General features: G+C 58.0%; 15 protein-coding genes and 1 riboswitch. Of the genes, 8 read left to right on the top strand and 7 right to left on the bottom strand.

From position 1 onward, the window contains the following. Positions 1-15: 15 nt before the first annotated feature. The 5 genes from HMPREF3053_RS03640 to HMPREF3053_RS03620 all read right to left on the bottom strand — a co-directional run bounded on the left by HMPREF3053_RS03640 (position 16) and on the right by HMPREF3053_RS03620 (position 6323). Entirely contained in the window at positions 16-1743 is a 1728-nt protein-coding gene (locus HMPREF3053_RS03640) for an ABC-F family ATP-binding cassette domain-containing protein (protein ID WP_049190503.1), read from the bottom strand. A gap of 166 nt (positions 1744-1909) precedes the next feature. Further along, on the bottom strand, positions 1910-3538 hold the full coding sequence (locus HMPREF3053_RS03635; protein WP_016423029.1) for a cytochrome bc1 complex cytochrome b subunit: 1629 nt from the start codon (positions 3536-3538) through the stop codon (positions 1910-1912). Beyond that, positions 3535-4746, bottom strand: coding sequence for a cytochrome bc1 complex Rieske iron-sulfur subunit (locus HMPREF3053_RS03630; RefSeq protein ID WP_049170241.1), 1212 nt, complete (start codon positions 4744-4746; stop codon positions 3535-3537). The genes HMPREF3053_RS03635 and HMPREF3053_RS03630 overlap by 4 nt, the downstream gene beginning before the upstream one ends. Then, positions 4743-5633, bottom strand: coding sequence for a cytochrome bc1 complex diheme cytochrome c subunit (locus tag HMPREF3053_RS03625; RefSeq protein ID WP_016423027.1), 891 nt, complete (start codon positions 5631-5633; stop codon positions 4743-4745). Before HMPREF3053_RS03625 ends, HMPREF3053_RS03630 begins: the two co-directional genes overlap by 4 nt. A gap of 75 nt (positions 5634-5708) precedes the next feature. Next, positions 5709-6323: an aa3-type cytochrome oxidase subunit III gene (locus HMPREF3053_RS03620; protein ID WP_088611596.1), complete on the bottom strand. Its 615-nt coding sequence runs from the start codon at positions 6321-6323 to the stop codon at positions 5709-5711. Positions 6324-6860: 537 nt separating this feature from the next. On the opposite strand from HMPREF3053_RS03620, the gene trpD reads away from it, so the two are divergent. Next, positions 6861-7928 (top strand): anthranilate phosphoribosyltransferase, encoded by a 1068-nt coding sequence (trpD, locus tag HMPREF3053_RS03615; protein ID WP_070767288.1) that lies wholly within the window; start codon positions 6861-6863, stop codon positions 7926-7928. Here trpD and HMPREF3053_RS03610 read toward each other — a convergent pair. Further along, on the bottom strand, positions 7925-9514 hold the full coding sequence (locus HMPREF3053_RS03610) for a DEDD exonuclease domain-containing protein (RefSeq protein ID WP_070767287.1): 1590 nt from the start codon (positions 9512-9514) through the stop codon (positions 7925-7927). The genes trpD and HMPREF3053_RS03610 overlap by 4 nt on opposite strands. Before the next feature lie 413 nt (positions 9515-9927). Beyond that, positions 9928-10070, top strand: a riboswitch (cyclic di-AMP (ydaO/yuaA leader). A gap of 14 nt (positions 10071-10084) precedes the next feature. Between HMPREF3053_RS03610 and HMPREF3053_RS03605 the strand changes: the two genes are divergently transcribed. From HMPREF3053_RS03605 to HMPREF3053_RS03575, 7 genes are all read left to right on the top strand, one after another. Next, on the top strand, positions 10085-10663 hold the full coding sequence (locus HMPREF3053_RS03605) for a C40 family peptidase (RefSeq protein ID WP_048731217.1): 579 nt from the start codon (positions 10085-10087) through the stop codon (positions 10661-10663). 346 nt (positions 10664-11009) lie between these two features. Beyond that, entirely contained in the window at positions 11010-12080 is a 1071-nt protein-coding gene (locus tag HMPREF3053_RS03600; RefSeq protein WP_353797117.1) for an NlpC/P60 family protein, read from the top strand. Between the two features lie 53 nt (positions 12081-12133). After that, a complete protein-coding gene (locus HMPREF3053_RS03595) occupies positions 12134-13288 on the top strand; it encodes a glycosyltransferase family 4 protein (protein WP_070767286.1) in 1155 nt (384 codons plus the stop codon). 9 nt (positions 13289-13297) lie between these two features. Beyond that, positions 13298-14311, top strand: a complete 1014-nt coding sequence (locus HMPREF3053_RS03590; protein WP_070767285.1) for an ROK family glucokinase — start codon at positions 13298-13300, stop codon at positions 14309-14311. A 104-nt stretch (positions 14312-14415) separates the two neighbouring features. Beyond that, positions 14416-15207 (top strand): lysophospholipid acyltransferase family protein, encoded by a 792-nt coding sequence (locus tag HMPREF3053_RS03585; protein WP_016423019.1) that lies wholly within the window; start codon positions 14416-14418, stop codon positions 15205-15207. A gap of 151 nt (positions 15208-15358) precedes the next feature. Next, positions 15359-15850, top strand: a complete 492-nt coding sequence (locus HMPREF3053_RS03580; RefSeq protein ID WP_016423018.1) for a polyadenylate-specific 3'-exoribonuclease AS — start codon at positions 15359-15361, stop codon at positions 15848-15850. Between the two features lie 68 nt (positions 15851-15918). Then, positions 15919-17304, top strand: coding sequence for a class II 3-deoxy-7-phosphoheptulonate synthase (locus tag HMPREF3053_RS03575; protein ID WP_005510339.1), 1386 nt, complete (start codon positions 15919-15921; stop codon positions 17302-17304). A gap of 71 nt (positions 17305-17375) precedes the next feature. Here the strand turns inward: HMPREF3053_RS03575 and HMPREF3053_RS03570 are convergent, their stop codons facing one another. Next, positions 17376-19748: a Stk1 family PASTA domain-containing Ser/Thr kinase gene (locus HMPREF3053_RS03570; RefSeq protein ID WP_070767284.1), complete on the bottom strand. Its 2373-nt coding sequence runs from the start codon at positions 19746-19748 to the stop codon at positions 17376-17378. Between the last annotated feature and the right edge of the window lie 66 nt (positions 19749-19814).

Genomic DNA, 19814 nt, shown 5'->3' with positions numbered 1-19814 from the left:
ATATATGATTCCGCATCAAGCGAATTCGACGGGTTTCTGCCCCTTAGGTAGTTCGATGACCTCACCGTCAGTCACCTGCAGATGACGCGCTTCGAGCGAGTTGATCATGCGGTGATCGTGGGTAATCACAATAATTGTGCCCTCTGCAGATGCGATCGCGTCTTGGGCCTGCTCGATTAGATCCACACTCAGATGGTTCGTAGGCTCATCGAGCAGCAAGATCTCCGGCGGATTGGCTACGACCAACGCTAACGCCACCCGGCGCTGCTGGCCGATGGAGAGGCTTCCTACCGGTCGATTGGCATCCTCAGGGCTAAGCAATCCAAAGTCGTCGAGAGGCACGCGGGCATTGGGCGCAAGGTCGTACAACTCACGGGCGGACTTCTTTGGGTTTTCCCAGTCTTGTTCCTGAGCCAGCATGGCTACTCGACAGTTCTCGCCGATACGCACCTCGCCAGCCTGCGTCTCAACTTGCCCCATGATCGTCTTAAACAAAGTAGATTTGCCGGCCCCATTAGGGCCGGTGATCACGACCTTGTCGCCGGGACGAATAGTCAGTGAACCAACCCGAATTCGATCTGGGACGACCACACCGCGCATCTTGATGTGAAAATCTTCATCGCTGCCCGAAGCAGCGCGCTTGGTCGGTAGGGGTGCGGTCAACGGGGCATCAAAGCCCAGTAGTGCCGGTGGACGCTCCACACCTTCCTCAATGAGTTCCTCCAGCCGCTGCTTAGCCGAACGCACGCGGCGGGCGATTTGCCGCTCTACACGACCGCCACGGCGGTCATAAGCCATCTTGTTATTGTCCGTCATTTCCCGACCCGGTGAGATCTCACGAGCGCCATTCTCGATGGTGTCTTCCAACCGATTGCGTTCATGCTCCTCCGAGCGCCACTGGTGCTCCCATAGCTCACGCTGGTGGCGACGGTGCTTCGCGTAGTCGGAGTAATTACCACGGAACAGCCCAATACCAGGGCGCCCCGGCACCAAGTCTCCAATTACAGTACAAACGGCATCCAGGAAGTCGCGGTCATGTGTTGCCACCACAACCACTCCAGGGTGGTTCTGGATGGTGTCAATCACGAGCTGGCGACCGCGTTCATCGAGATGGTTGGTGGGCTCGTCGAGAAGCAGAATCTCTGGCTTTCGAATGAGCGTAATCGCGAGCCCCAACCGCGCCCGCTGCCCGCCGGAAATCTCCGTGGTTAGTTGCTCTGTCAGGGGAGCGCCGTCCGGAGCAGAACCGGTCAGGCCGAGATGGTCGAGCACAATCTCCGCATTATGTTCGGCGTTCCAGTCATCGTGAGCCATGACGTCCGAGAAGGCCTTCGAATACGCCTTCTCTGCCGCCTTAGACTCATCTGGGGTCTCTGCTAAGGCCATCGCCTCAGCTGCCTCTTCTAACTCCGCTAAACGACGTTTCGAGGGGCCGAGGGCTTCATCGATAAGCATTTGCACCGTGGAGTCGAAAGGAGCTTCCAGTTCCTGAGAGCCGAGTACACGCGTGCCAATATGAGTCACCGTACCGCTCGTGGGCCGACGACGACCCGACAGCAGCCAAAGAAGAGTGGACTTGCCGGCTCCGTTGTCTCCAACCAGACCGAGGACATCGCCGTCGGAAAGCGTGAGCGAGACATCGCGCAAAACAGGCGTGGCCTCGTAGTCGAAGTTGACACCGTTGGCGACAAGCTGTGTGGCGTTGCTCGAAAGATCGGTGGTGGGGGAGGGACTGGTAGACATATGTCCATTTTAGTACTGGTAAACAGTAGATTTGGTATCCGACATATGTGGGGTCAAGGCGAAATCGGAAGAATCTGGGTAACAAAAACCACCCCGGTCGACATCCGAAGTGGATGCGGACCGGGGTGGTCTTATTTGAGCGCAGTAGAAAACCTACCGCGGAACTTTACTGCTCGAGCTGGCGACGCTCTTCAGCGTTTTGAGCTTCGAGGTCACGGAACATCTGAGCCTGCTGCTCGTGGTTCTCGTGCTCGATACGAGCTGCCTCTTCGGCGATCTCCGGGGAGTCCGGGCTGAAGAAGCTACCGCGACCCGGGCTACCAGCGGCGCCCAGTTCGTTCATGGTCTTCGGGACGTAAGCACCCTGGTACTCGAGCGGAACGGCGTGGCCGTGCTCGTCGACCGGACCCAGTGGCTGGTGGACCTCGATGAAGGAACCATCAGGTAGCTGGTTGATGATGCCCGTCTCGATGCCGTGCTCCAGGACAGCGCGGTCAGAGCGCTGCAGGCCGATGCAGATTCGGTAAGTGACGAAGTAAGCGATCGGAGGCAGGATGATCAGACCGATACGGCCAACCCAGGTCATCACGTTCAGCGAGATCTGGAAGTGGTATGCGATCAGGTCGTTACCACCGGACAGAGTCAGCAGGGTGTAGAAGACCAAAGCCATGGCACCCAGGCCGGAGCGAACCGGCACGTCGCGCGGACGCTGCAGCAGGTTGTGGTGGGCGTTGTCGCCGGTGATCTTCGCCTCGATGAACGGGTAAGCGAAGAGCAGGACAACCAGAACACCACAGAGCAGGGCGACCCAGAAGACTGCCGGGATCGTGTAAGAGCCCAAGTAAAGCTCCCACGGCGGCATGACACGGGCAGCACCGTCAGTCCACAGCATGTAGATATCCGGCTGGGAACCAGCGGAAACCTGCGCCGGGTTGTACGGGCCAAGGTTCCAAATTGCGTTGATCTGGAAGATACCAGCGAATAGCGCCAGGAAGCCGAACGTAATCAGGCCGAAGGAAACGGACTTGACTGCGAAGATCGGGAGAATACGAACGCCGACGACGTTGTTCTCGGTACGACCTGCGCCAGGGAACTGGGTGTGCTTCTGGTACCAGACCAGAGCCAGGTGAGCGGCAATCAGACCCAGCAGCAGGGCCGGGAGAATCAGCACGTGTGCAATGTACAGGCGCGGGATAATCATGTCACCCGGGAAGTCGCCGTTGAACATCATCCAGTGCAGCCAGGTGCCGATAATCGGCAGACCGATGATGATTGCGGACATAATACGCAGACCAACACCGGAAAGCAGGTCGTCCGGCAGGGAGTAACCCATGAAGCCCTCTGCCACGGACAGCAGCAGGAGGATGGAACCGATGACCCAGTTAGCCTCACGCGGCTTGCGGAATGCGCCGGTGAAGAAGATGCGGAACATGTGCGCCATGATGGACACGGCGAACAGCAGAGCACCCCAGTGGTGAATCTGGCGAATGAACAGGCCACCGCGAACCTCGAAGGAGATCTGCAGGGCGGTCTCGTAGGCGCGAGACATCTCGACACCGTTGAGCGGCGCGTAGGCACCGTCGTAAATGACCTTCGACATCGACGGGTCGAAGAACAGAGTCAGGTAAACACCCGAGAAGAGCAGGACTACGAAGGAGTAGAGTGCAATCTCGCCCAGCAGGAAGGACCAGTGGGTAGGGAATACCTTATTGAGCTGCTTACGCATGCCGCCAGACAGGGTGTAGCGGTCATCCATATTCTTAGCAGCGGTTGCTAGTTTCGTTGGATTACTCATGACTGACGCTCCCAGAATGCCGGACCGACGGGCTCAATGAAGTTGCCCTCTGCGTACATGTAGCCTTCTTCGTCAACGCTGATCGGCAGCTCTGGAAGAGCGCGAGCAGCTGGACCGAAGACCGGCTTGCCGTAGTGCAGTGCATCGAACTGCGACTGGTGGCATGGGCAGAGAATACGGTTCGTCTGCTGTTCGTACAGAGAAGTCGGGCAACCGATGTGTGTACAAATCTTCGAGTAGGCGAAGTAGTCGCCGTAGTGGAAGTCTTCCTGACCCTTGCGCAGGATTGCCTTTTCAGCGTCCTGGGAACGCAGACGGATCAGCATGACCGAGTTGCGGGAGCCGTGAATCGAGTGCATGTGTGCCTCGTAGACATCAGCATCCTTGGAGTACTTGTCGCCGTCGTTGACGTCCTCCTCCGGAAGAGGGAAGACGGTCTCCATGGAACCTGCGGACAGGTCCTCTGGGCGGAGGCGAACCAGGCGGGAAACGCCCTTAGTGGTGTAGCCGTGTACGCCCTCTTCAGCGATAGCGCCGGTGTCGCGACCCAGGTAAACCTTGTGGCCCTTCTCGACGAGAGTCCAGCCAGTGGTCCACAGGGTGCCGTCACCAGTGACGTCAACGTCGTGGCGTGGCTTCCACGGGTTCTTAATCATGCCGCCAAGCGGAAGGATCATGCCGATACCAGCCAGGACGGCGCCGGTACCAAGGAGGCCCTTGATAGCGGAGCGACGACCCAGGGTGGAGGTCTGCCAAGAATCGTTCAGCAGGGCAACGATGGTCTTCTGGTCGACCTCTTCGGACGGACCATCGTGGCGGCGCTGAACCGAAATCTCTTCCGGAATGAAGCGCTTGGTGAACTTAACTGCACCAATACCCAGGGTGACGATGCAGCCACCGATGGTGATACCCAGCAGCGGGGTGTACATAGTGTACAGCCACAGACCCTCTTCGCCGTGCCCCTTGTAGTGCCACGGGTAGAACAGGTAGATGGCGATGAATGCCAGGCCAAGAATGACCGACAGTGCCAGCCAGATGGTGACACCACGAGCCGCGCGCTTTTCAGCCGGGTCGTTGGCAATCGGGAAGCGTTCCTTGCGGTAAGCAATGGTCACGTCATCGAGTTCAGCACCCAGACGAGCGAGATCCGCATTGCTCATCTTCGACAGCTCTTCGGAGCTGTACTTCTTGTTTTCGTTATTACTCATCGGCGGGATCCAATCCAAAGAGCGGCCGCTACGAGAGCGACAATGCCTACAATCCACATGACAAGGCCCTCAGCAACTGGGCCGATGCCACCAATGCCCCAACCACCCGGGGTCGGAGTTTCCTTGGCGTTCTTGATGTAGGCGATGATGTCCTTCTTCTCGTCAGCAGACAGCTGGCGGTCAGAGAACTTCGGCATATTCTGCGGGCCGGTCAGCATGGCCTGGTAGATTTCCTGCTCATTTGCAGGATCCAGGACCGGTGCGTACTTACCGCTGGACAGTGCGCCGCCACGACCGGTGAAGTTGTGGCAGGATGCACAGTTCAGGCGGAACAGCTCGGAACCGCGAGCAACGTCAGCCTTGTCAAGCTCACCGTTCGGGCCAGCGTTCTTACCGCGTAGCGACTCCATAGCGATGGAGCCGTCCTCGTCGCGGACGATGCCGGCGCCGCCGCCATTAGCCTGGACGTAGGCTGCGATAGCCAGCGTCTGCTCTTCGGAGTAACGCGGGGTCTTACGTGCTGCCTGAGCCTCGTTGCGGAGCATCGGCATACGACCGGAGTGAACCTGGAAGTAAACCGAGCCTTCGCCGACGCCGATCAGCGACTTGCCGCGGTCCTTAACGCCCTGAAGGTTGGCGCCGTGGCAAGTAATACAAGCAACGTCGTAAAGCTCCTTGCCCTGCTGAATCATTGCGGCTTCATCCTGCTGAGCAGTAGCCGTCTGTGCATCAGGGGTCAGAGCATTAGCGAGGAAGCCCGCGCCGGTGAGGGCGAGAGCCATAGCCATAATGCCGGAGGCAGTACGGCGCATCTTGCGGCGGCCCTTTGACTTCGGGGCCGCAGCCAAGGACGTGGTGTCCTTGGTTTCGGAGGTAGTGTTTTCCATCTTTTTCCCTTTAATACTGTTCGTGGAAAGTGGATGGGCTGTAGGCCGTACTAAACAAAGGACGGCCAATACGGCCTACTGGATGAAGTAGATGGTGATAAACAGGCCAATCCACACGACGTCGACGAAGTGCCAGTAGTACGAGACCACGATGGCAGCAGTGGCCTGTGCCGGGGTGAACTTCGCCTTGGAGGTACGGATAAGCACCACAACGAAAGCCAGCACACCCGCGAGGACGTGGGCTGCGTGGAATCCGGTGGTGATGAAGAAGACCGAACCGTAAATGGAGTTCTGAATGGTCAGACCGTGGCTAACCAGTGTGAAGTACTCGTAAGCCTGGCCGACGAGGAAGATTGCACCCAGGGCGGTAGACAGTGCGTACCACTTACGGAGTGCGAAAACGTCGCCACGCTCGGCCGCGAACACGCCCCACTGGGCAGTGAACGAAGACGACACTAGGATCACGGTGATCAATAGTGCGTACGGGACATTGAGGTGGCCGGTACCCCAATCCCACGAATCGCCCTGGCCGTTCGCGCGTGACACGAAGTACATCGCGAACAGACCGGCGAAGAACATTAATTCCTGAGACAGGAACACAATCGTGCCGACACTGACCATATTCGGTCGGTTCAGTGTCGCAGCACGACGTGGTGCTGTCATACCTTGATTTTCAACTGCGCTCGTCACAACTAACAGTATGTACTGTTCTTAAGGAGTAGTCACGTTGCAACCCCCGTTTTTGTATAAAAATTCCTAAAATCCCAGGTCGCGAGGAAAGGTTTCTGAGAATTTCACTAATTTTTCCCCCTGATGGGAACTTTCCGGTGTCTTTATCCGACGCGGGCGAATTCGAGGGTTTGGTTGTGCTGAGTTGCGCGGTGTCCATCCCCTGGACTGCCAGGTTCACCTCCGGTGAACCTGGGTTAGCGATACTGCGACATCAGTTGTCGGTTAGTTTATCGCAGGTTCGGCTCTGTTTAATATCGTATTTTTCCAGTTGCCCCAATGGGGGTGAGATTTTCGGTGAACGCAAAAGGTGGACCTGGTGATGCGCTGGATATATGGGGGAGGTATCTTGTCTTATTACGTACATCACGGTGGGATTTTTTTCAACAGCCCTGTGATGTGGTGCGCCTGGTGGGCGGGATAGCCAGCAGTACCTAGGTGCAGTTGTATTAATAAAGTACGAATACAGACTTGACTATCTAGTGGAAGGGAGTGGCGATGAGCGAGATCGGCGATAAGAGGGCGGTCGAAAACTGGCGCCATGTTCTCTCCACGATTGGCGCTGGCCGCGAAGTTTCCGGTGAGGGCATTCGATTCGCCATGGATCAGATCATGTCTGGTGCTTCCGGAGACGTGCAGACCGCAACGTTTGCTTTCGGTCTCCTCGCCAAGGGGATTACGGCTGCCGAGCTCGATGCTGCGGCTGAAGGCATGCTTTCATTTGCCCGCCCAGTTCATGATCCACAGCTCGCCGGTGTTATTGAGCGTGGAGCAGTCGATATCGTCGGCACCGGTGGTGATGGCGCAAATACCGTCAACATCTCCACGATGTCCATGATTGTTATCGCGGCCAGTGGTGTGCCGGTGCTCAAGCACGGTAACCGCGCGGCTTCCTCGAAGTCGGGCGGAGCTGACATGCTGGAGGCCTTTGGCATCGACATTGAGAACGGTCTCGTTACTTCTCCGGAACATCCGGATTTCTACGTGCGCTTCCTCTTTGCCGCTCGCTTTCATCCGGCCATGCGCTTCGCTGGACCGGTGCGTAAGGGGCTAGCGGTTCCGACAGTCTTCAACCTGCTGGGGCCGCTGACGAATCCAGCACGCCCGCAGGCGAGCTTGATTGGCTGTGCCTTCGAAGATCAGATGGAGACGATGGCGAACACCTTCGCCCGCCGTGGTCAGCGCGCGCTGGTGGTTCGCGGAAGCGATGGCCTCGACGAGATTACCGTTACTGGTCCCACCAAGGTCTTTATTGTGGAAAACGGTGAAGTTGCCGAAGATGTCATCGATCCACATGACTATGGCATGGAGTACTCCGAAATTGACGCGCTGCGTGGCGGTGACCCTGCTTACAACGCTGATGTTGCACGTCGCATTTGGGCTGGCGAGCTCGAAGGTCCGATTCGCGATGCAGTCATCCTTAACTCCGCCGCCGCAATCGCCATTTCGCGTGGTCTGAGTGGCCGTCCACTAAAGGAAGCTATGGCCGACTCCATTGAAGAGGTCAAGGAAACGCTCCAGTCGGGGCTGTGCTTGGATATCCTTACCGCGGCGATGAGGGGTTAAGGTTCGCGTCGCGCTTCACGACGTGCTTGCTGCGCGTCAATTGCCCACTGAAGGTATTTTCCTGCGCCCAGCCTAGGGTAGGAAAACTCGCCTCCGGTGGGCTTTATTCGTACCTCCGGGCGCTGCAGCCATTTCCAGATAATACTGAGTTCATCAATTGATGCTCCTTTATATAAGGAGTCATCTGGAGTGACTGTTTGGGCCGAACTCTCCATGAGGTCGATGATGTAGTTCATATCCGCGCCACGTGGTGCGGTGCTGGCGCCGGCCAACCTGCCGTAGCGAATTTCCGCTAGGTGCCAGCCTCCATTGCCATCGGGGAAAGCGGCTTGCAGAGATGGGATGGCGGCAAGCATGCTCAGGCGCTGCTGCTTGTCCAAGCTGATAATGAACTCCGCAGTGCGGTCACGCTGCACTGCCGCGCGTTGGAAGCGGTGTGCTTCGGCAAGTGCTGATATCTCTGCAATCATGTCTGCGATCTCGTCGGCGCCGGTGGTGGAGATCTGGGCGGTTGTCATCGCAAAGTCGTCGTTAAGCGCGGAGAACCTGTCGCGGATGGCAGTAGCGGTGTCGCGCGTGCGGAACGGACCTAGGCTGCGGGCGTCGGTGACTGTCCGGCTAATTTTGGCAGGCCGACCGGGGCTAGTGGGGACGATGTACCAGCCGCGGGTTGGTTCGGTGCGTTGTCGGTTGTAGGGCGGACGGAGTGCAGAAATCAGACGAGCCTCGCGGATTTCTGCAGCGAAGCCGTGCGGGCACTCGATGATCTCGACGCGTTCGGCTAGAGAGACCATTTCCGTAATCTTGCGACGAGAATCAGTGCCGTTGAAATACTGCAGAAGTCTACGTCGCAAATCGAGAGCTGTACCTATATATAAGGGGTCGTCATTTCTTGACCGAAAAACATAGACACCAGGGGTGTGCGGAGCTCCATCGGCAAGGTGCCGTTTAGCACGAACCTCTGGAGCGACGGTGGGCGAGTAGTGCACTAGCTCGGACGCTGTTTGTACTTCATCGCCAGCTAGTCTCTCCACGAGGTAGTGAAGGACGTCGACGGTTGCGATTGCGTCGTCAAGCGCCCGGTGGGTGGGGCGATTCGGAGAACCGACGTACCGTGCGAGCTGTGAGAGCTTGAAACTGCCAACTTGTGAGCGGTCGAGGACGCGACGCGCCAACGTGAGAGTGTCTACGACACTGGGGCTCGGCCAATCTAGGCCCAAATCTGTGCAAGCCTGGCGGAGGAATCCAATATCGAACTTGGCATTATGCGCAACCCAGACGCTTCCCCGGGCAAATTCGAGGAACTGAGTAATAACTGTGCCGAGCTGTGGGGCGGTTTCAACATCGGCGGTAGTGATGCCGGTCAGAGATGTGATGTGGTCGGGGATCTCCATACCGGGGTCGATGAAGCTGGAAAAGGTGCCAATTGTCTTACCGCCACGGGTTTTGATGGCCCCAATTTCAATGATGTGGTCGTTTTTGGCCTTCAATCCGGTCGTTTCCAGGTCTACGACGACAAAGGTGGTGTTGAAAAGAGAATCATCGACGGTGCCTTCGAGAGGGAAGTGCTGTTGTCCTGAATCCACGTCAATAATCCTATTCTGAGCGCTCCTAGTGGTGTTAAAACTGTGAAACTTGAGCAAATTGAGCTGTTGCAAGCTGGGGTGTGACATAAAACACGTTTTGAGCCCGCGATAAAAATGTGTCGACTTTAAGGCATTAAGTGTAAAGTTCTCGGCGGACTTCAAAATGCCAGGTAGTGACACGTTTATCAAACTGTTATTATTCCGCTATAGGGGGAGTGTTTAGTTGTAACAGCTTGGTAACGGTTTAGTTCTATCGATGGTAACAACCGGGCCTCGAGCGGTTTTCTGGACAAACGGCTAGACAAAACTTGATGCCATTTCGTAACCTTATCGAGACATTGAAACGGGGCCACTGAGTTGGTGCCGGTCATTGATAAGAAAACACAGAGCCTTATCGAAGGTCCTGAGGGTCTAAGTAGTGAGAGCCTCAGGGGATTCGAGCCGGGGACCCACCTCGAACCATGGGGTGAATCCCAAAGGGAAATCCCGGAGGGTAGGAAGTCTTCCATTCTTCCGAACCCGTCAGCTAACCCGGTCGGCTAAACAGGAAGATTTTGGAGTTTCAAAACAATGGGCAAGCACCACCGCCGTTCTAACTTTGCACGCAACGCAGTCGCATTTGGCGCAACTGTCGCCGGCGTTACCGCTCTCGCAGTTCCGACCGCTAACGCTAACCCGCTGAACGACATCCAGGGCGCACTGAACGGCTTCGATACCCCGCAGGTTGCAGGTATGCAGGATGTTGTTGGCAAGTTCAACGACATCGCAGGTGAGGTTACCTCCGGCAGCGTTGCAAACGTTGCAGCACCGTCCACTGGTTCGGCTATCGTCTCCGCTGCACGTTCCAAGATCGGTTCCCCGTATGTGTGGGGCGCTACCGGCCCGAACTCTTTCGACTGCTCCGGTCTGACCTCCTGGGCATACCAGCAGGTCGGTAAGTCGATCCCGCGTACCTCCCAGGCGCAGGCTTCCCAGGGTACCGCGGTCTCCAGCCCGGCACTGGGTGACATCGTTTCCTTCTACTCTGGCGCTACCCACGTCGGCATCTTCTCCGGCAACGGCAACGTGATTCACGCTCCGCAGTCCGGCGATGTCGTCAAGGAAGCTCCGATGAACTACATGCCGGTTCACAACTTCGTCCGCTTCTAATCTGTTTGAACGGATGACAAGCTGCGGGGCCTTGATGCCCCGCAGAGCCTTGGCTCTCTTTTTACCGAGGGGGCACTGAGGCGAGCGCCCGGGTGCTGACGCTATGCGCGTCGTAAAGCACTATAGGGGCACTCGCCTCATTTTTTGTTTTTCTACTGCGGTTACGCAATGCGTGGAGTCGAAGGGCTATCCTGGTTACTCCCTTTGGATACCCCTTTGTGCTGGCGGTTTGTCGGTGTGTTGTTCCGCGGCAAGGCTGCTACAATTTGCTCGAATGCGTCAAGTGGTTTGATGTTTTGTTTTTCGGGGAAGAAATTTGAATACACAACTTGAAAAGGGTTTGGATTTGTCGCGTCACCGTGCCTCTCGCCGTCGCCACAACTCTCGTCGCGGTGTAGTCGGGCTTACGGTCGTGACTGGGCTAACCTTTGGCTCCGTAGGTTTGGCGCCGATTGCGTCTGCGCAGGATGAACAGCCAGCCCCGGATCTGGCTACTGCAGACGGCATTATTGCAGAGCTGGAGAAGATTTCTCGGGATACCGAAGCGGTTTCTGAGGAAGTTACCGAGCTGGATTCCCAGGTTCAGGCCAAGGAAGAGGAACTCCGGCACGCCGAAGGGGAACTGAAGCACTCTGAGGATCAGGTTCTCCGAGCACAGGATAATCTCAAGGCGCTCTCTGGTGAGATTTCCTACTTCGCGAAGAAGCGGATGCGTGGTGAAATCGTCGACCCATTGTCTGCCGCCCTGGGATCTTCCAGTGCTCAGGACGCTATCGACCGTGCCGGCTACATCAACAAGATGTTCCGCGACAACGATGAAGTCGTCAGCCGTGCGGTGCAAGCCCGCAAGGATGCCGAGGATGGCAAGGCCAATGCGCTGCGTCTGCAGGGCGATATCCGCAAGCAGCTCGATGACCTGGCCAAGCGCCGCGATGATTTGGACAAGCGCAGCGCCGAATTTGATGAGCGCGCCGAGCATGTCAAGTCCATGGTTGAATCGCTGAGCCCCGAACAGCGGGAAATCTGGATTTCCAAGAACAACCCAATTACCGAAGGGTTGGACAAACTGCTCGGATCTTCCGCCGCAGTTGATGCCGCGATGTCGAAGCTGGGTTCCCCGTACTCGTGGGGAGCTGCTGGTCCCTCCGCATTCGACTGCTCCGGCCTGATGTACTGGGCGTACCAGCAGATTGGTAAGTCCATCCCGCGGACCTCGCAGGCACAGCTCGCCGGTGGTACTCCGGTGAGCCGCGACCAGCTGCAGCCGGGCGACATCATCGGTTACTACCCGGGAATCACGCACGTGGGCATGTACATCGGCAATGGTCAGATTGTCCATGCTTCCGACTACGGTATTCCAGTCCAGGTCGTTTCCATCGACCAAGGTGGCCCGTACCAAGGCGCTGTCCGCTTCTAACTAGCGGCAGGTGACCTCGCGTCCTTTTAGTCAAGGTAGATAAACTCGGCTCCATGTCTGCGCGCGTACTGCTCATTACGAATGATTTCCCGCCTCGCGATGGTGGAATCGAGTCCTACCTGCGTGATTTCTGTGCTCGTTTGGCCCCGGAGAACCTCGTAGTCCTCGCGTCCTCGCGAGCCCCCGAAGAAAAGCTCCGCGCCTACGACGAGTCGCTACCGTACCGTGTTTATCGCATGCGTGATTCCGTGCTGCTGCCACTGCCGCACGTAGCTCGTCGCGCCGCTCAGATTATTCGCACCGAACGCATTGACACCGTCTGGTTTGGTGCCGCCGCGCCACTTGGTTTGCTTGCCGACGCATGTCGTCGCGCAGGTGCCACCCGCATCGTTGCTACCACTCACGGACATGAAGTGGGCTGGTCGATGCTGCCATTGGCCCGCCAGATGCTGAGGCGCATTGGTAAGAGCTCCGATGTTGTGACCTATATTTCCCGCTACACCCGTGGTCGATTTGCGGCAGCCTTTGGTCCGCAAACAGCATTTGAACGCCTGCCTTCCGGTGTCGATATCGAGCGATTCTCCCCGGACCCCGAGGCGGGACAGAAGATCCGGCAGCACCACGGAATTGGTGAATCCCAGCCGCTTATCGTCTGTATTTCTCGGCTAGTGCGCCGAAAAGGGCAGGATATGCTGATTCGCAGCATGCCTAAGGTTCTTGAGCAGCACCCGGATGCCAGATTGCTGATCGTGGGTGTTGGTCCGTTGAACCGAGAATTGAAAAAGCTGGCAGTAAAGCTCGGGGTCTCCGAGCAGGTTATTTTTGCCGGAAAGGTCTCTTATGATGACCTCCCCGCTTATTACAATGCGGCCAGCGTCTTCGCCATGCCCGCCCGAACCCGCGGACGTGGCCTCGATGTAGAAGGCCTCGGCATTGTCTACTTGGAAGCACAGGCCTGCGGTGTCCCTGTCATAGCTGGCAAGTCTGGTGGCGCCCCGGAGACAGTTATCGATGGCGAAACTGGCATCGTTGTCGACGGGGCCTCGAAGCGCAGCGTCGCCACCGGGCTGGTTGAGATTTTGGATAATCCGGAGCGCGCGGCGGCGATGGGAGCCTGTGGTCGGGAGCATGTTGTGCAGTCGTGGACCTGGGAGGTCATGGCTGCTCGGGCTCGCCGAATTCTCCGAACCTGCGCAATCCCTTTATAATCAACTGTTATGTCCACCGATATTCCGATTCATCCGAGCTCAGACGAGTCCGACGCCGCTGATCGCCCGGCTATCGGTTTTGATATTGGTGGAACAAACCTGCGCGCTGCAGTGGTCAGCGCTGATGGGCAGGTGCTGTATCGAGTTCAGACTAGTTCTGACGGCAGTGTGGATGCCATTGAACGTGGCATTGTCCAGACATCCGAGCGCTTGGTTGAACGCTTTCCAGATGTCAGCGCCATCGGTTTAGCTGTAGCTGGTTTTTTGGATTCTGACCGCCAGACGGTTCGTTTTGCCCCGCATCTGCCGTGGCGCGATGCGAACGTCGTCAAGCGTTTATCCTTGCTTCTCCCATGTCCGCTGCAGCTTGAGCACGATGCCAACTCGGCCGCCTGGGGTGAGTATCGCTTTGGTGCGGCTCGCGGTGCGGATAATTGGGTGCTGTTTGCGCTGGGTACGGGAATCGGCGGCGCGATGATGCAGGGTGGTGAGATTTACCGTGGCGCGTACGGCACGGCGCCGGAATTCGGCCACCTCACCGTTGTGCCGGATGGTCGTCCTTGCTCCTGCGGAAAGCGTGGTTGCTTGGAGCGTTACTGCTCGGGTACGGCGTTGGTTACCACCGCTCAGGAACTCTCTGAATCCGGTCGCTACTTCTCGCGGCTTACCGACGGGCTCGTGGCCGGCTCGGTAACTGGTACCGATGTCGTCTCGGCTGCTCGCCAGGGGGATGAATTGGCTCTAGCTGCGATTGATGACTTTGCTACCTGGCTGGGGCGTGGCCTGTCGATGGTGGGCGATGTCTTTGATCCGGAATTGATTGTCATCGGTGGCGGTGTTGCCTCGGCGTCTGATCTATACCTGGACAAGGCCAAGGCCGAGTTTGTCCGCAATCTCACCGGCGCTGGCTATCGTCCGGTAGCGGATGTGCGGGTCGCTGAACTAGGTGCGGATGCTGGGTTGATCGGTGCGGCGGATATTGCGCGCAGCGTTGTGGCTGCCGAGGGCGCGGCATCGTCGTAAAGCGTCAATTGGGGGGGATTGCAGGGGAATTCGCCCGCGAAAAGGTGGGGGAATGGCTGCGGAGATGGATCGTCGGACCACCTGAACCTGTATAGTTTTAAACTGTGAATAATCGCTGGTACAAGTTCTTTAAGTACATCCTCATTGGCCCTTGGCTGCGGATCTATAATCGCCCGTACTACATCGGTGGTGAGAAGATTCCTCAGGAAGGTCCAGCGCTGATGGCGTCGAACCACCTTGCTGTGATGGATCACTTTTTCTTCCCACTGGTCTGCCGTCGTCAGCTGACGTTCCTGGCGAAGGCGGAGTACTTCACCACGCCGGGCTTTGTCGGCGGTATCCAGAAGTTCTTCTTCTCCTCGGTGGGGCAGGTGCCGATTGACCGTACCTCTGGTGATGCAGCTCGCGATGCGCTGAACGCAGGCTTGAAGGTGCTGTCACGCGGTGACCTGCTGGGCATTTCCTTGGAAGGCACCCGTAGTCCGGATGGTCGACTGTACCGCGGTAAAACTGGTGCGGCACGTGTAGCGCTGGAGTCCGGTGTGCCGGTGTTCCCAATGGCGATGATTGATACGGAGAAGGCCAACCCGATTGGTTCGTGGATTCCTCGTCCGGTGAAGGTCGGAACGATTATCGGCGATCCGATTGATCCGTCGGAGTACAAAGCCAAGTACAGCGATGAGTATGAAGCGGCCAGGGCGCTGACGGATGACCTGATTAAGGAAATTCAGAAGCTTTCGGGTCAGGAATATGTCGATGCTTACGCGACTGATGTGAAGAAGTCCTTGGAGGCCGGCACCGGCTATCCAGCGGGAACCGAGCCGGGTGGAGAGCTGACCACTCCGGCTCCGGGGCCGAAGCCGACCCCTCGTCGCTGGTTCCGACGCGCTCGCTAGAATAATTAGGCGCAGATAGTTTTCGCGACAGTGGGGCTGCACACTTCCTATGGCGATTCGGTGCATGGGTAAGATTTGCTCGGTAGGGCTCCACGGTCTTTTGGTCGCGAGGTAGCCGACGCGAGGCCGAGGCTGGAGAGGATTCTACACCGTGCGTTATTTTTATGACACCGAGTTTATTGAAGACGGCAAGACTATTGATCTTGTCTCCATCGGTGTCGTAGCTGAGGACGGCCGCGAATACTACGCGGTGTCTACCGAGTTCAATGAGAGCAAGGCCGGCCCGTGGGTGCGGGCCAACGTGCTCAATCAGCTGCCCAACCCCTCATCTCCGCTGTGGAAGAACCGGGACACGATCCGCGAGGAACTGCTGGCATTTTTCACCGAACCCGGTACGGGCAGCCCAGAGCTGTGGGCTTGGGTAGGCGCCTACGATCACATTGCGTTGGTGCAGCTTTGGGGTGATATGACCAAGCTGCCGCAGTTCATGCCACGTTATACCCGTGAACTCAAGCAGTACTGGGAGATGGCGGGCAAGCCACGGTTGCCGAAACAGACTGCAGGTAAGCACGACGCGCTGGCAGATGCCCAGCACAATCTGCTGAAGTTTCAAAAGATTGCACAGAAGTTGCCGCTTGATTAAGCAACGGAATTCGAATATTTGGTGACCTGACTAACACCCTTCTGGCAGGGGCACTACAATGAACTTCTGTGAGTTGGACTATTGATCTCCCTGTAGATGACCTGCCCGATCTGCCACCGCTTCCCGGAGACATGGCTGAGCGCTTTGCTGATGTCGTATCCCGCCAAGCCCTACAGCAGCCAAGCTGGGATGCCCGCGCCGCTGCAAACGTGCGTCGCATTCTCGAATCGGTGCCGCCAATTGTGGTCGCGCCTGAGGTTCGCAAGCTTCGTCAGGAGCTTGCCGACGTCGCTAATGGTAAGGCCTTCCTGTTGCAGGGCGGTGATTGTGCGGAGACCTTTGAGTCCAATACTGAGCCGCACATTCGCGCCAATGTGAAGACCTTGCTGCAGATGGCCGTTGTGCTGACCTACGGCGCATCCACCCCGGTTGTAAAGATGGCTCGTATCGCTGGTCAGTACGCTAAGCCGCGCTCGAAGGACATCGACGGCGACGGCTTGCTTAGCTACCGCGGCGACATGGTCAACGGCGTTGAGCCGACTGAAGAAGCTCGAGTTCACGACCCAGCTCGAATGGTGCGTGCTTACGCCAATGCCTCCGCGGCGATGAACCTGGTACGTGCACTGACAGGTTCGGGCACCGCTGACCTGCATCGTCTGCACGAGTGGAACCGTGAGTTCGTCAGCAACTCGCCGGCTGGCGCCCGCTACGAGGACCTGGCACGCGAGATTGATCACGCACTGCAGTTCATGGCTGCCTGTGGTGTTGCGGACTCGAACCTGCAGACCGCGCAAATTTACTGCTCGCATGAGGCACTGGTTGTTGACTACGAGCGCGCTATGCTGCGCCTGTCTGAAAACGATGGCAATCAGGAGCTGTTCAACCTCTCCGCGCATCAGCTGTGGATTGGTGAGCGCACCCGTGGTATTGAGGACTTCCACATCAACCTGGCTGCCATGATTGGCAACCCCGTCGGTGTGAAGATTGGCCCGACCACCACGCCGGAGGAGGCTGTCGCTTACGCCGACAAGCTCGACCCGTTCTTCCAGCCTGGTCGCCTGACCCTGACTTCGCGTCTGGGCAATGACAAGGTTCGCTCCGTGCTGCCTCCCATCGTTGAGGCTGTGGAAGCTTCTGGTCATAAGGTCATTTGGCAGTGCGATCCGATGCACGGCAACACTTACTCGGCCTCCAATGGTTACAAGACCCGCCACTTCGACCGCATTGTCGACGAAGTTCAGGGCTTCTTCGAGGTGCACCGCTCGATCGGCTCGCACCCGGGTGGTATCCACGTGGAGCTGACCGGCGAAGATGTCACTGAGTGCCTCGGTGGCGCGCAGGACATTTCCGATGTCGATCTGCCAGGCCGTTACGCATCCGCCTGCGACCCGCGTTTGAACACTCAGCAGTCGCTGGAGCTGGCCTTCCTGGTTGCCGAGATGCTGCGCAACTAGTTGCAACCAGCTCAGCTAGGTACAACTAGCCCAGCTAGTGCAGCACCGCGTTCAGTGGAGCGCTGCACTTTTTACAGAGTGCTGACCGAAATGCGGTCGCCCGCCGTGGCCTTAGCGCCCGGTCGGGGTGACTGCAATACGATGCGATCGTCATCGTTCGCAGAGCCGTCGATGTCGAGCTGAAGATGCTGTTTCTCCGCTTCACGACGTGCCTGCGCAACAGTTTTACCCAGCAGCTGCGGAACCTTCACTGCTCTGGACACCGTCAGCGTGACAGTCGCATCATTGGGGTTAACCAAACGACCTGCACTCGGTGAGACTGCGTCGACACGGCCGTAGTCGCGCGAGGAGGAGGACGCGTCCTTTACTTCGCTTACCTCAATGCCCTCGCGCTGCAGTATTTGGCGAGCAGTATCCTCCGACTTGCCCACGACATTGGGCACTTCGATGCCGTTGTTAATGGTCAACGTCACAGAACTACCGCGTTCGAGGCCAGTGCCTTCCTCAGGAGACACGGAAAGAACCTCTTCCGGCTCAGCAGAGGAGGAGAACTCCGCCGATACCTCCCGGACTTCCAGTCCGGCCTTACTCAACAGCTCACGAGCTTCATCCTCTTGAAGGCCCACGATTTTTGGCACCTTCACCGGTGCTGGCCCCTTGGAGTAATGCACAGTCACAACCGAGCCAACTTCGACGGTCTGTCCTGGAGCAGGAACCGCAAAGACCAAGCCGCCGGTGGAGACATCATCGGAAAAGACGGGGTCTCCGACCTCTTCTTTCAACGTCCGCTTAGCTAGGGCAGCGCTGAACACTTCCTTTGAGTGGTTCGCGGGATATGCGGGCACAGTCGGGCGGCCGAGACTGACCAGTACGCGAACATCATCACCGCGGACAACCCGCGCTCCAGCTAGGGGGTCCGAGCCAATAATCTGGGACACTGCGACATCGTTGTCGTAGCGCTCATCAACCACCGGTTCAAAGCCCGCCTCACTGATTGCGGTCATCGCCTGTGGTTGCGACAGCCCAGTGATAGAGGGCACTTCGCCATAACGGCCAGAGCCCAGCCACCACGCGCCAAGCCCCATGCCCAACGTGGCAACCAGGGCGATAATCAGCCACAATGCACATCCACGGCGCGTCCGCTGTCGGGTAGCTCGACGGCTCTTAGGCGTCTGAGTCTGAGCAGATCGCGGCTGCGGATGCTGTGGGTGCTGTGGCCCCTGAGTGTCCGGCGGCAGCGGATATTCCGGAGCGCCTGGAACGTCGGCTGGTACGAGAGCTCCACCAGACGGCTCCGGGGATTCCCAGCCAGTGGGGTTGTACTCGTCATAGCGATCGAAAGTGCGTGTCCGCCCCGCATCCGGGTCGTCGAAATCATCGAAAACGTTTGGTGGTCCCGGTGGTCGGGAAGAAACGGGGCTACCGGGTGCGTCCGTCGAGAAGCCATAGCCGTCGTGACCGAAGCGCTCGGGTGCCGTCTCTGCGGTGCCGTGTCTGTCATCGAAATGGTCGTTGCCCGGTCGGTGGAAGTCCTCTGTGAGCCCCTCCATGGCGGCAGCGTTGGCGGCTGCTGAATTGACGGGCGATGGCACGCGGAATGGTGGCAGCGCGAGTTTGTCCGCAATGTCTTCGAGTGCGTCACCGAATTCCTCGGCCGTCTCAAACCGATCCTCCGGCCTGCGGGAACAAGCGCGGGCGACCAACTCGTCGAACTCCTCGGGAACGCCGTCGATGAGCTCCGAGGGTGGCGGGACATCTTCGTTCAATCGCTTCATGGCAACGCCGAGCGAAGAATCGGCGATGAATGGCGTGGTGCCGGTAAGCAGCTCAAAGAGCAAAATACCCGCCGCATACACATCGGAGGCAGGGGAGATGGATTCACCCGTGACCTGCTCCGGAGCCAGATAAGCGACGGTGCCGACGATGACCGAGTTAGAGGTCACCTTGGCATCAGCGGCCGCGCGCACTAGACCGAAGTCCGCCAGCTTCACTCGCCCGTCCGAGGCAATCAGCACATTTTCCGGCTTGATATCTCGGTGCACCATGCCGCGGGAATGCGCCACCGATAGGGCGCGCAGAACTGAGCGCATCACGACGGCAGCTGCATGCGGAGGCATCGGACCGCGCTGACGGAGCAGTTCGCGGAGGGTCCCACCGTCGACGAATTCCATAATGAGGAAAACATGCCCCGCCGGGTCCGTGCCCTGGTCGTAGACGTTGACAAGCGACTCGTCATTGAGGTGCGCGACCGCGCGGGCCTCACGTTCGAAGCGGATGCGGAAAGACTCGTCGTCGACAAAACGCGGATCCATGACCTTTGCGGCCACCCTGCGATCGAGCCGCAAATCGGTGGCGCAGTACACGGTGCTCATGCCACCGTGTGCGATGGTGGCTCCGATGCGGTAGCGACCATCGAGAATCTGCCCCTCGACAAGCTGCGACATAAACCAGCCTTCCCTGTTCCAATCAGTTGCTTCTAATAAGTATATGGGGACGTACCTACTGCAAGG

The organism is Corynebacterium sp. HMSC064E07 (assembly GCF_001815745.1).
GTDB lineage: Bacteria > Actinomycetota > Actinomycetes > Mycobacteriales > Mycobacteriaceae > Corynebacterium > Corynebacterium jeikeium_D.
Note: the sequence above shows the minus strand (reverse complement) of the source record. Positions and strands in the feature narration are given on the sequence as shown.